Raw genomic sequence first — 15063 nt, forward strand, 5'->3', positions numbered from 1 at the left:
ATGCTTTAATGACGACGCCACAGCCAGTGGTCCAGGCTCAACCTTCCAGAACCTTTCAACAGCAGTGGCAACAACGCCACCAGGTAGATCAGCGGCAGCTTGAAGTTGCCAAACCCCTGGTCGGTGATGGCATACCCCCGCCCCAGTTCCGCCAGGCTCGACCACTGGCTCGGCCAGTGTACCGCCGCGATCGCCACCACGGTCACCACCATCAGCACCGCCGAGGCCAGGCGGGTGCCGAGCCCGAGCAGCAGGAGCAGCGGGCAGAGCAGCTCGGCCCACATCGACAGTTGCCAGTTCAGGCCCGCTGGCAGCAAATCGAACGGGAACGGAAAACTGCCTTGCAGGTCGGTGAACCAGTTGGCGCCATTGAACTTCTCCAGGCCCGATTCGAAGAACTCCCAGGCCAGGAACAGGCGCAACGGCAGGTCGGCGCTCCAGCTACCGGCCCGGTCGAGGGCCATGAACGGGCGAGTCAGGGTATTTGTCAGCATGGTGATCTCCTTGTGTCAGTGCGACAGGGCAGTGGCGGCCCGGCGTGAGCGTTGGGCCTGCTTGGCGATGAGCTTGAGGGTAATGGCGGCGAACATCAGGGCGAACGCCAGCGGGTACCAACCGCCCATGGGGACGCGCTTGTAGAACGACAGGCAGAACACCGCCGCCAGCACCCAGGTGCCGGTGCTGTGCAGGCCCTTCCACAGGCGTGGACCGAGCACGCTCATCGGTGCCTTGAACGAGGTCAGGGCCAGCAACAGGATGAACAGGTAACCCACCGAGCCCGGGATGTTCGCCACGGCGCTGCGCCCGGCCCAGAACAACTCCGGGTAGCGATGCGCAAACAGGTAGATCAGCACGCCATGCACGGTGTGCGAGAAGGCGAAGGCCAGGCCCAGGTAGCGCCGTTCGCGCAGCAGCTGGCGGCTGGCCTGGCCGGGTAGCAGGGTGACCAGCGTCGAAGCCAGGAAGGTCAGCAGGAACAGTGCGAAGGAGCTGCGTGCCGTGGCGCGGATGGCGCTGCGCAAGCCGTCGGCACCGAACGGATGGGTGGCGATGACCAGAGCGGTCATCAGCAGGGTCAATGCCGCGAGGGCGTGGAACAGCTTCCAGCCAGTGGGCAATGGCAATACTTTCATGGGCAAGGGTCCCGGCGTGCTTGGCGACGGCGGGGGCCGTCGCGCGGTGTGGCCGGAAGTGTGCGGGGGCGGCGTATCGGCAGTGTGTCGCGGGAGGCTGGGTTATGTATCGCTGTGTAGCGGTGCTCAGCGGGTACTGGTCAGGCGCTGCTGCGCCGCCGCGCAACCGTTGATCTCCACTGCCTTTTGCAGGTAGGCCTGGCGCTGGCGCGGGTCCAGCTCGCCCAGCAGCCGGTAGATCTCGGCCTGATAGTCACGCTGGCGCCCCCACTGCAGCTGCAGGCCTTGTGGCCTGCTGCGGTTGCACGCCAGGCGGGTGGCCGGCTGCGGATAGTAGGCGGCATACAGGGTGGCCATGCTCGGGACTGCCTCCAGGGCCTCGCGGTAGGCGGGGCTGGCATTGTAGGGTGCGCACCAGTGGGCGATAGCCAGCGCCGGTGGGGCAAAACCTTGCTTGAGGCTGGCCTCGAGCAAGGGGCAGGCAGCCTCGGCGATCTGGTTGGCGGGCAGATAGGTGGTGTAGTACAGCGCCAGTCGGTACTGGGCCACCGGGTGGCCGAGGGCGACGGATTTCTTCAGCAGCGCCACGGCCGTGGGCAGTGTGTGCGCCATGGCCTGGCCCTGGCGGCTGAGCTCAGGGTCGCCAACGGCGGTGCGCAGCGGGCTGGCGCTGTCGTCCTGGCTGTCGGCCTGCTCCAGCAGGGGCAATGCCTGGCGGTAAAGCAGGTCGGCATGGGGGTCGATGTTCACTTCCAGGGCCTGGGTGCCGACGGCGGCCAGCAGCAATGGCATCGCCACGGCCAGGCTGGCGCGATGGCTGCGACCCTGAGGGCGGGCCGGGAACGAAGGAACGTCTGGGATGGTCATGGCAGTTACGCGGTTGCCTCGGGCAAATCAGGAGCGACGACAGCGTATTCTATCCATCCGCGCCCCTTCCCCGAAAGCCCGGCGTACGGCCATCAGACCAGCTTGATTGGTGCGACCTTGCGCAGGGCCTGTCTTTCCTGGGCCAGCCCCAGCTTGGCGGTGATCACCTTGGCCAGCGCGTTATTGCCCAGGTCGTTGAAGTGCAGGCGGTCGACGAACAGGTGTTCGCTGAAGACCGGCGAGCTGCTGAGCATGCTGTTCATGTCATAGCACGGCACCGGCTCAGCCTGGTTCTTGATACGGCGAAAGAAGGCCATGTGCAGTTGGCTGTCGAAGGTGTCGCCGAGCAGGCGATCAAAATTCGATGGCTGGCGCTCAAGTTCGCCGAGCATGGCCTGTTCGGCGCTGGGCACGACCTCGCGGCACCAGGGCAGCAGCGGCTGGAGGATGAAGGTGAGGGTGGTATGGCCGTCGGCCAGCAGGCGATCCCATTGGCGCAGGGTGCGGCCGACGCAATCGGCGGCGCGGATCAGACGCTTGTCGGGACTGGACAGCGGCTCGAGGTCCGGCCAGCGCGGTTGTCGCGCAGGCGCCAGAACCTGGCCCAGGCGTTGCCAGAGCGATTCGCGGCGTGCCTCGCCGGTAGCTTGCACCCCTTCGTTGAAGCGATTGAGAAAGTCCTGATAGGCCTGTGCCCGATGCGGATCCTGCGCGCCGGCCAGTACCTCGGCCAGGGCCTCCTGGGCCAGCGAGTTGAGGCCACTGAGCACCACCACATGACCGATCTGGCCAAAGCGGTGCTGGTGGGTGAGGAACATCAGCAGTTCCTGCGTGGCATTGAGCCCGCAACCGGTCAGGTTCAGCCAGATCTCGCCGGTCAGCATCGACAGGTACGAGGCCACGGTGTGCTCGTCGGAGCTGGCGCCGATACCCATGGCGGTGGAACCGCCTACCAGCAGGTTGACCCGCGCCGCGCCGCCGCGTTCGGCCACCGAGAAGCGCTTGCCGGCGCAATGGCTGTAGCGCATGCCCAAAGCGTCGGTGTTGATGGTGCCGGAACGGTAGCCGCGTTCATGCACGTACAACGTGTGCGGCGCCCGGCGGCTGCCCAATTGCAGGAAGCGCTGGTAGTCCTCTGCCAGGGGGTCGGGCGTGCCCATGCTGCCGGGGTTGGCGCTGTCGGTCGATGTCATGGGCGCTCCTTGGTGTGGGGGCAGGCTCAGGCGGCCAGTTCCCTGATGTTGTAGGCCAGGCCCACGGCGGCGATCAGCAGCAGGGCGACGCCCGAAGCCAAGCTGATCAGGCGGTTGCTGCGCGGCGAGGCGATCTTGCCGATTGCGAAGATGTAAAGGCTGAGCACGGCGAAATCGATGGCGATCCACAGCAGCGACAGCACCACCATGCTCTTGCCGAACGACTCGGTGATCTGGATGAACTGCGGGAAGAAGGCGATGAAGAAGATGATGTCCTTGGGGTTGGAGATACCGACCATGAAGCCCTGCAGCAAGCCGCCACGGCCCGGTTGCACAGCGGTTGCGGCCTGCGCGGCGCTCTCGGCCGGTACCTGCAGCGCTTCGCGCAGGGTGCCCAGGGCGATGTAGCCGATGAACAGGCAACCCAGCAGGCTCATGCCGCTGAGCCAGGTCTTGTCGATGGCCGCGCTGGTCAGGATGATCCAGGCGGCCGCGCCGATCAGTACCAGTGATGCCCAGTTGGTGCCGACCGCCGTGAACAGGGCTTTGCGCGAACCCGAGGCGGCGGCGGTATTGACGATCAGCGCCACCACCGGGCCGGGCGTGGCGATCAGCAGCAGGACGGTGAGGGCATAGGTGGCGGTCAGTGCGGTATTCACGTTCAGTTCTCGGTAGGGCGTTCAGCCATTGCGTGGGTGTGGAACGGGCAGCGCGCCGGGCTCGGCGAACCGGGCTCCTGCAGTTGGTACTGCTTCCATTCGAAGTTGTCGTCCTGGCCGAAGAAGCCAAGGGTCTCGGGCATGACGCCGTCGTTGTAGTGACGCACCCGCTCGCGGATGCGCGCACGGATGCGCTGGCCGCTCTCGGTGCTGGCGCTGGCCACTTCGTCGAAGCTCTCCCGCGGATTGATGACGAAGGCAATGTGCGGGCCCAGGTTGCGGCTTTTCATCAGGCGATGGGCGGGAAAGCTCATGTTGATGAACAGCGGCATGCCGGCGAAGCAGAATGACCAGCGTGCGTCATGTGGGTCCTGCGGGATCTCCTCGGGCCATGGCAGCGAGTCGCGGGCGTGGACCTCGCGCAGCACATCCCAGGCCAGCGCCTGCTGCGCCTCGAGCGAGGAGTCAGGGGCCGTTTCGAGAAACACCAGCAGCGGGTTTCCGATGCGCTGCTTGAGCGGGATCGGCTCGATGGTGGCGATGTAGTCGGCCAGGCCCAGGGCGATATCGTCGGCCAGCCGTGCGGCGCGAGCGAAGACGATATGGCAGGTGCGCGCCGTGACCGCCTTTCGTCCGAACAGGCAGGGGAAGTCAGGGTTGGCCAGGGTTTCCTTGAAGTGTTCTATGGTCTTGTGTGTCCAGTGGTGTCGGTTCTGGACATGTTCGTCGGCGAGCTCTAGCGCATCCAGGCGATAGCAGTTTCCATAACCCGTAAACATGATTTCCCCAGGTAGATCCGAAGGTAGCGTTAATAAAACTTTTTCGTCATATCCGTGCAGGTTGGTTATATATAATTGTTATTTACCGGCATTTTCGGAGATGGCCTTTGCGTTGTAAAACGCCTGGATCTATGACCTACTATTAGCTTCACTCATGCTCGGAAGGCGCCATGTCGGAACGGATTCAAGCCTTGCACGCCCTGCGGGCCTTCGAAGTGGCCTCGCGCTATGGCTCTTTCACCCGCGCAGCCCAGGAACTGGCCCTTACCCAAGGCGCGGTCAGCCATCACATCAAGACGCTTGAGGCCCTGTTTGGCTGCGACCTGTTCGAGCGTCGCGGGCCCAAGCTGCGCCTGACCGAGCACGGCCGTCTGCTGGCCCAGGAGCTCAAGGTCGGCTTCAAGATCATCGAGAATGCCTGTGCGCTGTTGCGCCAGGACCGCTATGGCGTGCGGCTCAAGGCGCCGTCGACGCTCACCGTGCGCTGGCTGCTGAGGGCCCTGGACGGCTTCAAGAAGGTCGACAACAGCTGTTCGGTGCAATTGTCGAGCGTGTGGATGGACATCGATGCGGTGGATTTCTATTCCGAGCCCTATGACTGCGCCATCCTGTTGGGTAACGGGCGCTTTGCCGCGGATGTGGAGAGCCTCAAGCTGTTCGATGAATGGCTGATCCCGGTATGCCACCCGAACTACCTCGAGCAGGCGCGGCCGGAACTCTCGGTGCTCTCCAGTTGCGAATTCCTCCACCCGTCGCCGGACCGCCGCGATTGGCGGCGCTGGCTGGCGCGCATGGACGCGCTGGACATCAGCATCGACCAGGGCCAGGTGTTCGACACTCTCGACCAAGGTATTTCAGCCGCCCAGCAGGGGCTGGGCATCTCGGTGGTCGACCTGGTGCTGGCCAGCGCCGACCTCGCCGCCGGTAACCTGGCCACGCCGTTTCCCCAGGCTGTGGCCACCGGCGACGGCTATTACATGACCTGGCTCAAGTCCAGCCCCAAGGCCCACCAGATGCACAAGTTGCGCGACTACCTGGTGGCGCAGGTGCCGCCGCTGTCGCACAAGGACATCAGCTACCTGTACGGCTGAGGTCGGTGGCTGGCAGCACTCGCTCGAGCATGAAGTCGATGAACACCCGCAGCTTGGGCGGCATCTGCCGGCCGGATGGCCACAGCAAATAGAAGCTGCCGCGCCGCTCCATGAAGGGGTCGAGCACGCTGACCAGGCTGCCGGCCGCCAGCTCCCGGCGCACGCTGAAGTCCGGCAGGCAGGTGATGCCACGGTGGTTGAGGGCGAAGCAGATGCGCGTCTCTACATGGTTGCAGACCATCGAGATGGGAATGGCGTAGTCCTGTTCGGGGTGCTCCCGGCGCAGCGGCCAGGTTTCCAGCTTGCCGCTGCTGGGGAAGCGGTAATGCAGGCAGCTGTGCCCGCCAAGCTCGCGGGGGTGCTGTGGCGTGCCGCGTTCGCGCAGGTACTCGGGGGACGCCACCAGGCGGTGCTGGAAGTGCCCGAGGAACTTGGCGTTCAGCCGTGAATCCAGCGGCTGGCCGCCGCGCATCACCACGTCGAAGCCTTCGCCGACGATATCCACCATGCGGTCGCTGAAGTCCAGGTCCAGTTCGATCTCCGGGTAGCGCGCCATGAACTCGGCCAGCGCCGGCATCACCAGCCCGGTCACCTGCGGCAGGCTCACCCGCAGGCGTCCGCGCGGCGCGCCGCTGGCCTGGGACAGCGCCTGCTCGGTGGCCTCGATCTCGGCCAGGATGCGCCGGCTGCGTTCAAGGAACAGCGTGCCCTCGGCGGTCAACGTTATGCTGCGCGTGCTGCGGTGGAACAGACGCACTCCCAGTCGCTCCTCCAGCCGGGCCACACGCTTGCCCACGGCTGACGCACTGATCCCCAGCGATTGGCCGGCGGCGACGAAGCTGCGGGCTTCGGCGACCCGGATGAAGACCATGAAGCCACTGAGGCTGTCCATGCTGCACTCCGATTGCGGACCTTGGTGTCCTTACTGCACGGAATTGTACCCGGCTTTTTCCGCAATACCCCAGCGGCGCAAGATGCCTGCCTGTTCGACAAACCGGAGACAATCATGCATTCACCTTCCCCGGCGGCGTGCGCCAGCGCATCTCCCGTCAGCGCCACGCGTCTGCCCCTGAGCGGCTTGCTGGCCCTAGCCCTGACCGGCTTCATCGCCATCCTCAGCGAAACCCTGCCGGCCGGCCTGCTCGACCAGATCGCCGACGGCATGCAGATCAGCCAGGCCATGGCCGGGCAATGGGTCACCGCCTACGCCTTGGGGTCTTTGCTTACGGCCGTCCCGTTGGTGACCCTGACCCAAGGCTGGTGGCGTCGCCGGGCACTGCTGCTGGCCATTGGCGGATTCATCCTGTTCAACGGGTTGACCGCGGTGTCGTCGGACAACACGCTCACCTTGCTCCTGCGTTTTTGCACCGGTGCCGCCGCCGGCCTGGCCTGGGGCCTGATCGCCGGTCATGCGCGGCGCATGGTGGCGCCGGCCCAGCAGGGCAAGGCCATGGCGGTGGCGATGCTGGGGCAGCCCATTGCCTTGTCGCTGGGCTTGCCCATCGGTACCTGGCTAGGGGCATTGATGGGATGGCGGGCCACCTTCGTAATGGTGACCCTGGCCGCATTGCTGCTGGCCGCTTGGGTGGTGCGGGCGGTGCCGGACTTTCCCGGCCAGGCCACCGGCAAGCGCCCCGCGGCCCTGGCGGTGTTGCGCACCCCGGGCGTGGCACGAGTGCTGCTGGTGATCCTGGCGTGGATCCTCGGGCATAACATTCTCTACACCTATGTCGTGCCGCTGCTGGCCGCAGCGGGCATGGCTGACGCGGTGGGCCAGGTGCTGATGACCTTCGGCCTGGCCTCGCTGGCCGGCATCGTCCTGGTCGGCCTGGGGGTCGATCGGCATCTGCGCGGGCTGGTGCTGTTGTGCCTGGCCGGCTTCGCCCTGGCGACCCTGGCCCTGGGGCAGGTGCAAGGCACACCCTGGCTGGTGCATGCCAGCGTGGCACTGTGGGGGCTGACCTACGGCGGCGCGCCGACGCTGCTGCAAACGGCCTGTGCCGATGCGGCGGGCGAGGGCGGCGACGTGGCGCAGTCGATGCTGGTGACCGTGTGGAACAGCGCCATCGCCCTGGGTGGCATCATCGGCGGGCTGTTGCTGGTGGGCGCCGGGGTAGGGGCGTTTGGCGCGGTGGTGCTGACACTGGTGGTGCTGGCATGGTTGCTGGTGCTGGGCGGACGCCGAGCCGGGTTCGCCACCGGCGCGCGCTAGCCCGACGTCTGTATCCGCGAAGCAGCATTTCTGACGACAGGACAGTTACAATCAGCAGGTGCGAACAAAGCAGCGATTCGAGGTTCTCCCGCAGTGCAATTGCAACAAGGCTTCGTCCTGACCCGCCACTGGCATGACACGCCCGAAGGCACCTGCGTGGAGTTCTGGCTGGCCACCGACCAGGGGCCCCGGCGCGTGCGCCTGGCCCCGCAGCCCTCGGTGGCTTTCCTGCCCGCCGCCCAGGCCGAACACGCCCGCTTGCTGCTGGCAGATGAGCAGGGCGTCGAACTCAAGCCGTTGCAACTGCGCGGCTTCGACCTGCGCCCGGTCATGGGCCTGTACTGCCGCCAGCACCGCCAGCTGATCGCCCTGGAAAAGCGCCTGCGCGGTGCCGGCATCGAGGTGTTCGAAGCTGATATCCGCCCGCCGGAGCGCTACCTGATGGAGCGCTTCATCACCGCGTCGGTGCGTTTCAATGGCCGCGCCGATGGCCAGGGCACCCTGCTCGATGCCCAGCTCAAGCCCGACCCCGGCTATCGCCCAGCCTTGCGCCTGGTGTCGCTGGATATCGAGACCAGCGAGCGTGGCGAGCTGTACAGCATCGCCCTGGAAGGCTGTGGCCAACGCCAGGTCTACATGCTGGGCCCGGCCAACGGCGACGCCGGCGAGGTGAATTTCGACCTGCATTACTGCCGCGACGGCGCCGAAATGATCACCTGCCTCAACCAGTGGCTGGCCCGCCACGACCCCGATGCGATCATCGGCTGGAATCTGGTGCAGTTCGACCTGCGCCTGCTGCACGAGCATGCCCAGCGCCTGAACGTGCCGCTGTGCCTGGGCCGTGACGGCGCACCGATGCACCTGCGCGAGCATGGCAGCCGCAGCCATTTTTTTGCCGAGGCGCCGGGTCGGTTGTTGATCGACGGTATCGAGGCCTTGCGTTCGGCGACCTGGAGCTTCCCCTCGTTCAGCCTGGAAAGCGTCGCGCAACAGTTGCTGGGCGAGGGCAAGGCAATCGACACGCCCTACCAGCGGATGGACGAGATCAACCGCCGCTTCGCCGAGGACAAGCCGGCCCTGGCCCGCTACAACCTCAAGGATTGCGAACTGGTCACGCGGATCTTCGCCCATACCCGGCTGCTGGAGTTTCTGCTCGAACGCTCATCGATCACCGGCCTTGCCGTGGACCGTAGTGGCGGTTCGGTGGCCGCGTTCTGCCACCTGTACATCCCGCACATGCACCGCCTTGGTTATGTCGCGCCCAACCTGGGCAGTGTCGAGGGCGAGGCCAGCCCGGGTGGCTTCGTCATGGATTCGCGGCCAGGCCTGTACGATTCGGTGCTGGTGCTCGACTACAAGAGCCTTTACCCCTCGATCATCCGCACCTTCCTCATCGACCCGGTGGGCCTGGTCGAAGGCCTGCGCCAGCCGGACGACACCTGCTCGGTGGAAGGCTTTCGCGGTGGGCGTTTCTCGCGCAGCCAGCATTGTCTGCCGGCGATCGTCGAACGTGTGTGGCAGGGCCGCGAGGCGGCCAAGCGTGATGGCAACGCGCCGCTGTCGCAGGCCCTGAAGATCATCATGAACGCCTTCTATGGTGTGCTCGGCTCAAGCGGCTGTCGCTTCTTCGATCCGCGTCTGGCCTCGTCGATCACCCTGCGCGGGCACCAGATCATGCGCCAGACCCGGGCGCTGGTCGAGGCCCGTGGTTTCGATGTGATCTACGGGGATACCGATTCTACCTTCGTCTGGCTCAAGCACGCCCATGACGAACAGTCCGCAGCGCGCATCGGCCGGGAACTGGTGGCCGAGGTCAACCAGTGGTGGCGCCAGCACCTGAGCGAAACGATGGGGTTGGAAAGCGCCTTGGAACTGCAGTTCGAAACCCATTACCGGCGTTTTTTGATGCCGACCATCCGCGGCACGGAAGAAGGCAGCAAGAAGCGTTATGCCGGCTTGGTGCAGCACGCCGACGGTGGTGACGAGATGGTGTTCAAGGGCCTGGAGTCGGTGCGTACCGATTGGTCGCCCCTGGCCCGGCAATTTCAGCAGGAGCTCTATGGGCGGGTGTTTCGCGGCCAGCCCTATCGCGACTACATACGCGATTATGTGTGGCGAACCCTGGCCGGCGAGCAAGATGAGCTGTTGATCTACCGCAAGCGCCTGCGTCGCCCCCTGGCCGACTACCAGCGCAATGTGCCGCCGCATGTGCGCGCGGCACGATTGGCTGACGAGTACAACACCCGGATGGGGCGACCACGTCAGTATCAGCGCGGCGGCTGGATCAGCTACGTAATCACCACAGCGGGCCCGCAGCCACTGGAGAATCTGCAGGCGCAGATCGACTACCAGCACTACCTCAGCCGTCAACTTCAGCCGGTTGCGGATGCCATCTTGCCGTTCGTCAACGATAATTTCAGGGGCTTGACCGACCGCCAGTTGCCATTGTTCTGAGCGGGTGTCAGATATCTAGGCATCGACGGTGCCTGGCGTTGGCTAGTTTGATGCCTCCACGCATTCTGGAGGCAATCATGAAGGAAAGTCCCCGTCAGCAGCCGAACGCTATCGACTCCATTGCCGTCGCGCAGGCATACCAGGACCAGGTAATCGCAAAGCGTCTGCCATCTTGGGTAATACGCTTGAGCGAGCTGGAGTTCGCCTTGCTGGGCGATGCCCTGCGCCAGCTTCTGAAGTGCAACCGGCGCTTGTCGAGCGCGTTTGCGAGGATTCGCAACATCGATGCCTTCGCCAGGCCTTTGTTGCAGCTGGCGCTCCAGCCTTATGGCCGCCCGGATGTCGGAGCCCTGTATTTTCGCCGCTGGTATGTCTACGACGCACATACTGTCAGCGTCTTTACCGGGCGTGTACCCGTTCCCGCCAGCGACTACTACGACGTGCCATTGCTTGAGGCGGCACTGCGCAATTTCACCGAGGAGGAGCGGTATCAGCAGCCGCGACGCAATGCCGTAGTCGACGGCAAGGGTATGGTTCAGATCGGACTGTCGGCGTTGTCCTTCGCTGCGGTGTGTCGCACGCTGGACCTGGGGCGCCAGTATCAGCAACACCTGGACTCGATTCTACTTGCCGACGCAGGGGGGCAAGGCATCAGGGCGTCGCTGGCGCAGTTCCTGCGCAGCAGCATGCTGGCCGATGCTCTGCGGGCCAAGGCGCAGGGAGTGCTCAGCGAGGTCGAGCTGCAATGGGTGATCGGGCTGTGTCGCGACAACCAGCCCGGCAGGCTTCAAGGCGCCCCGGTCCATGTTCGGCAACTCAAGGTCTTTGGTTGCCCCGTGCAGCGTATCGTCGTGCTGGATGTCATCGACGAGGGATTGATCTACAACTCGAGCAAACGGGTGCTGGTGTATATGCCGGGCGACCCCCAAGGGCCGTGGAGTGCCAATGACGATCTGCAGGACTATACCCGCCGCGTGCTGGGCAAGCGGTTGCGCAAGAATGACTACCGCCGCTTCTTCAGTCGTTTTGTGCGCCGACGCGACAGCCGTCGTGTGTTCACTGCGATCAGCGAGCGCCTTGACGATGTGCCGGACTGGGCGACCCGCGATCTCGATGAGCAGACCACGGGCTATCCGCCGGCGCTGTTCGAGCATCTTGCCGATGCCTGGATTGCGCAGATCAAGGACGATGCGGCGATGATCGCGCCTCCCGTGGCCCAGCTGGATCGCGAGGTCCAGGCCGAGCACGACAAGTGTCTACGCGCCGAGGGCTGGGGGTTGCTTGCCGTGGCCGGGTTGTTCGTGCCGGTGCTGGGCGCCTTGTTGGCTGCGGTGATGGTCTATGAACTGCTCCAGGAAGCGTTCCAGGCCATCGGCGATTGGCGTGACGACGAGCGTGATGCCGCCTTGGAACACTGGTTGAATGTCGGCAAGCGCTCGCTGGCCGTGGCTGCGACTGCGGCCACCGTCGGCGTGGTACGCCGCGCCTGGTCCGAAGTGGATGCCCTGGTCACCGCGCGGCTGGACGACGGCAGTGAAAAATTGTGGAACGGCGATCTTCAGCCTTACCGCAGCGAGGTCCCGCCGGGCAGCGAGGTGATGGATGGGCAGGGCATCCGTCGACAGGGTGGGCGTTGCTGGATCGAGATGCAAGGGCATTGGTATCGAGTCACCCAGGAACACGCCGACGAACCGTTCCGGCTGCTGCCCTACCAGGGATATGGCCCGCAGTTGCGTCACAACGACGCGGGGGCGTGGCGGCTCTGGCACGAGCAACCGGCCGAGTGGAACGATTCGCACATGATGGTTCGCCGGCTGGGCAAACCTTTCAGCGACCTCGACGGGCATCAGATCGATCAGCTCATGACTATTCATGGTCTACAAGAGGACCATCTGCGGGAATGGCATGTCTATGGGAGGCGCGCCAACGCATTGGTAACCGACACGGCCAACCGGATCCTGTTGGCGGGTCGCATCCAGGACCTGGGCGACCAACTGCGCGGTGGACTGCCGATCACCGACATGGCGCTGTTGCAGAGGGCGCAGGCCTTGCCCGGCGCTCAGGGCAAGGCTGGCCAGGCCCTTGCCGAACGGGTTTTGGCTCAGCGTCGCGACCTGTTGCAGCAGATGTACGAAGCGGCCTTTCCCGATACTGACGCCAGTTCGATCCTGCGCCGGGATTTTGCCGGCCTGCACCGCCTGGCAGCGGATGAGGTCTGGCACACGGCCAGTGACGATGATCGTGCAGCCCTGCTGGATACGCGGCGGGTACCGCTATGCATGGCCGAGGCGGCCAGGGACCAGGTTCTGAGCATTCGCACGGTGCGCGTGCACGAGGCGCTGACATTCGATACGCCGCAAACGCTGGATCTTGCGCAGGTCGTCCTGAATCTGCTGGCGCGCTTGCCGGGGGCATCCTCCGGCCCGGCTTGGCGTTTGTTCGACGGCGATGCCAGCCAGCCGTTGCTGGCCACGCAAGGTGATGGAGCAGTTCTGGACCTGGTCCATCGCGACGGTGTATTCAGCCGTCGTACACTCGAGGCGGCGCCTGCGGGTTCGGGCGAATTGTTCGACGTACTGAGCAGGGCCTTCAACGACGAGCAGCGTGCCGCGCTCGGCCTGGACGAGCCTTTGGCACTGACCTTGCGGGCGAGACTCGCGACGCAGGCCATCGACCAGCGGAGCATGATTCTCGACTGGCTGGGCCGGGGCCGGCAAAGCGGCGCCTTCCTGGCCCCGCATCGGCTCGCGGATGGCCGGATCGGCTATCCCTTGAGCGGTGGCAGGTTCTGGGCCACGTTGGGTGTGCGTGCGCCGCGGGCTCTCGGGGCACGGCTGCGGGACCTGTATCCTGCGTTCAGCGACGAACAGGTGGGGCGTTGGCTTGAGGCAGCGGACGCGCAGGTGCGTCTGGATGCGCTGGAAGAGCAGTACAACGTGCTGCGCAACAACATGGACCGGTGGGTGCGGGGTGCATTCCCCTCGCTGGAATTGCTGGCCCGGCGTGCCTTTCGCAAGGACCTGATCGACTGTTGGCGTTGCCTGGTGCCCGAGCTGGTCGGTGGCCTGCCGCAGATGGGGCGTTATATGCTGATTTTTGCTCATAGTCGTCTTCGGCATCTGCCGCGCATCCCTCCGTCCATCAGCTTTCCCCATATCTCGGTCCTCGAGCTGCGCAACATGCGCCTGGAAACGGTTGCGGATGACTTCCTTGGGGCGTTTCCCAATTTGCGCAGCCTGGAGATCACCAATTGTCGGCTCAGGCGTCTCCCCTTGCCGGAAACGCTCACTGCGCATCTGCAGGTGCTCGACTTGTCAGGCAACCAGATTGCCCTGGATGAAGGCCAGGCTTTGGTCCTGGCCAGTTGTCGTTCGTTGGTGTACCTCAACCTTTCAGGCAACCCATTGCGCAGGAGCTTTTCGGTCTTTGGCATGCCGAGGCTCAATGCGCTGCACCTTCAAGGCTGTCAACTGGACAGCTTCCCTTATGGCATCATGGATAGCACGGAGCTGAACACGCTGGATCTCGCAGACAATGCCCTGCACGGGGTGCCCGAGGACTTTCACAGGTCGCAGGTGTGGAGGGGAGGGCGGGTAGACCTGCGCGGCAACCTGTTAGAGGCGTCATCGCAGTCGCTGAGTAGCTGGCATTGGCTGGAGGATAGCCGGGTCCCGTATCGCCTGCGTTGGATGGATGTCGCGCCAGATGACAGGCGTGAAGAGATGTCCGCCTTTTGGACGCGATTTGTAACGGATGAGGACGCCAAGGACTTGTTCGATACCCTGTCGTTACTGACAACCTCGGGCAACTTCAAGTCTGCGCCGCTGGCCAGGGATTTCGCGATCCGCCTGCTGGACATGTTCGAGCACATGGCCAAGGACCCAGTGCTCAAGCGCGAACTGTTCGATAACGCGGCCGTCACCGACTGCCAGGACAATGCAACCATTCGGTTTTCCGACCTTGAGCTGCGTGTACTGGTGTGGCGTGCACGGCACGGCGAGCTGGCGCGTCACCCTGAACGCGCCCTGCTGCATCTGGGCGGGCAGCTATGGCGGTTGAATGTACTGGACCAGGTGGCAGCGGAGCATGCCATCAGGCTAGGGGCAGGCAATGAGTCGATCGAGTTCGCCCTGGCCTATCGCATTGCGCTGCGCGGCGAGCTCGACCTGCCCATCCAGCAGGATGACATGCTGCATTTCGGGATTCCCAACCTCAGGCCTCAGGACATCCTACGGGCTAGGCATACGGTGCTTGCCGCGCAGTCAGCGACCAGCCTGGCCCAGTACCTGGCCAGACAACCGTTCTGGCAGGACTACCTGAGGGCAAATTACGCCCACCGGCTGAAGGTACCCCGAGAGATGCATGAAGCATTGCAACAGCTCATGGATCTGGGTGGCAGGGAGTCGGAAATCGAGCATCTGCATATCACCTATCAGCAGCGCGAGCATGAGCTGATGCTGCAATTGACCCGTGAGGCCATGGGCAGGGCGCGGACGATCACGCTGGACACCCCCTGAACCCTCGCGGCTTTGGGCTATGCTCTAACTGGGCTGCGATGTATCGGAAAATATCGCAGCTCGGCCATGGTAATCGGAGGTTACCTTTGCGCCGAGCACGGCTGGGGCAACTCGTTTAGGCTCCCGCGTCGGATCTTTCTCCCTGATCCATAGTCTTT

Annotated in this window: 11 protein-coding genes; 4 read left to right on the plus strand and 7 right to left on the minus strand. The window is 64.6% G+C overall.

The features are described from left to right. Positions 1–5: 5 nt before the first annotated feature. The 6 genes from LOY42_RS09860 to LOY42_RS09885 all read right to left on the minus strand — a co-directional run bounded on the left by LOY42_RS09860 (position 6) and on the right by LOY42_RS09885 (position 4631). Entirely contained in the window at positions 6–494 is a 489-nt protein-coding gene (locus tag LOY42_RS09860; RefSeq protein WP_139670063.1) for a DoxX family protein, read from the minus strand. 15 nt (positions 495–509) lie between these two features. After that, complete coding sequence (locus LOY42_RS09865) at positions 510–1133, minus strand: ferric reductase-like transmembrane domain-containing protein (RefSeq protein WP_139670065.1); 624 nt, start codon at positions 1131–1133, stop codon at positions 510–512. Between the two features lie 126 nt (positions 1134–1259). Beyond that, on the minus strand, positions 1260–1925 hold the full coding sequence (locus tag LOY42_RS09870) for a hypothetical protein (RefSeq protein WP_102684100.1): 666 nt from the start codon (positions 1923–1925) through the stop codon (positions 1260–1262). 167 nt (positions 1926–2092) lie between these two features. Then, positions 2093–3193, minus strand: coding sequence for a hypothetical protein (locus LOY42_RS09875; RefSeq protein ID WP_139670067.1), 1101 nt, complete (start codon positions 3191–3193; stop codon positions 2093–2095). A gap of 26 nt (positions 3194–3219) precedes the next feature. After that, complete coding sequence (locus LOY42_RS09880; protein ID WP_139670069.1) at positions 3220–3852, minus strand: LysE family translocator; 633 nt, start codon at positions 3850–3852, stop codon at positions 3220–3222. 2 nt (positions 3853–3854) lie between these two features. After that, complete coding sequence (locus LOY42_RS09885; protein ID WP_102684103.1) at positions 3855–4631, minus strand: YqcI/YcgG family protein; 777 nt, start codon at positions 4629–4631, stop codon at positions 3855–3857. A 170-nt stretch (positions 4632–4801) separates the two neighbouring features. Here LOY42_RS09885 and LOY42_RS09890 point away from each other — a divergent pair, with 170 nt between their 5' ends. Beyond that, complete coding sequence (locus tag LOY42_RS09890) at positions 4802–5722, plus strand: LysR substrate-binding domain-containing protein (RefSeq protein WP_102684104.1); 921 nt, start codon at positions 4802–4804, stop codon at positions 5720–5722. On the opposite strand, the gene LOY42_RS09895 is transcribed toward LOY42_RS09890, so the two are convergent. Beyond that, positions 5703–6614, minus strand: a complete 912-nt coding sequence (locus tag LOY42_RS09895; RefSeq protein ID WP_139670071.1) for a LysR family transcriptional regulator — start codon at positions 6612–6614, stop codon at positions 5703–5705. The two genes, LOY42_RS09890 and LOY42_RS09895, sit on opposite strands and share 20 nt — an antisense overlap. A gap of 114 nt (positions 6615–6728) precedes the next feature. On the opposite strand from LOY42_RS09895, the gene LOY42_RS09900 reads away from it, so the two are divergent. The 3 genes from LOY42_RS09900 (at position 6729) to LOY42_RS09910 (ending at position 14905) form a co-directional block, all read left to right on the plus strand. Then, a complete protein-coding gene (locus LOY42_RS09900; protein ID WP_139670073.1) occupies positions 6729–7934 on the plus strand; it encodes an MFS transporter in 1206 nt (401 codons plus the stop codon). A 93-nt stretch (positions 7935–8027) separates the two neighbouring features. After that, entirely contained in the window at positions 8028–10388 is a 2361-nt protein-coding gene (locus tag LOY42_RS09905; RefSeq protein WP_139670075.1) for a DNA polymerase II, read from the plus strand. 77 nt (positions 10389–10465) lie between these two features. After that, the gene (locus tag LOY42_RS09910; RefSeq protein WP_139670077.1) at positions 10466–14905 is read left to right on the plus strand and encodes an NEL-type E3 ubiquitin ligase domain-containing protein; all 4440 of its coding nucleotides are present in this window, start codon (positions 10466–10468) and stop codon (positions 14903–14905) included. The last annotated feature ends 158 nt before the right edge of the window (positions 14906–15063 follow it).

The organism is Pseudomonas sp. B21-023 (genome assembly GCF_024749165.1).
Lineage (GTDB): Bacteria > Pseudomonadota > Gammaproteobacteria > Pseudomonadales > Pseudomonadaceae > Aquipseudomonas.

Coding starts and splice junctions, on each gene's coding strand:
- LOY42_RS09860 (WP_139670063.1), bottom strand. CDS start 494: ATGCTGACAAATACCCTGACTCGCCCGTTCATGGCCCTCGACCGGGCC.
- LOY42_RS09865 (WP_139670065.1), bottom strand. CDS start 1,133: ATGAAAGTATTGCCATTGCCCACTGGCTGGAAGCTGTTCCACGCCCTC.
- LOY42_RS09870 (WP_102684100.1), bottom strand. CDS start 1,925: ATGCCATTGCTGCTGGCCGCCGTCGGCACCCAGGCCCTGGAAGTGAAC.
- LOY42_RS09875 (WP_139670067.1), bottom strand. CDS start 3,193: ATGACATCGACCGACAGCGCCAACCCCGGCAGCATGGGCACGCCCGAC.
- LOY42_RS09885 (WP_102684103.1), bottom strand. CDS start 4,631: ATGTTTACGGGTTATGGAAACTGCTATCGCCTGGATGCGCTAGAGCTC.
- LOY42_RS09890 (WP_102684104.1), top strand. CDS start 4,802: ATGTCGGAACGGATTCAAGCCTTGCACGCCCTGCGGGCCTTCGAAGTG.
- LOY42_RS09895 (WP_139670071.1), bottom strand. CDS start 6,614: ATGGACAGCCTCAGTGGCTTCATGGTCTTCATCCGGGTCGCCGAAGCC.
- LOY42_RS09900 (WP_139670073.1), top strand. CDS start 6,729: ATGCATTCACCTTCCCCGGCGGCGTGCGCCAGCGCATCTCCCGTCAGC.
- LOY42_RS09910 (WP_139670077.1), top strand. CDS start 10,466: ATGAAGGAAAGTCCCCGTCAGCAGCCGAACGCTATCGACTCCATTGCC.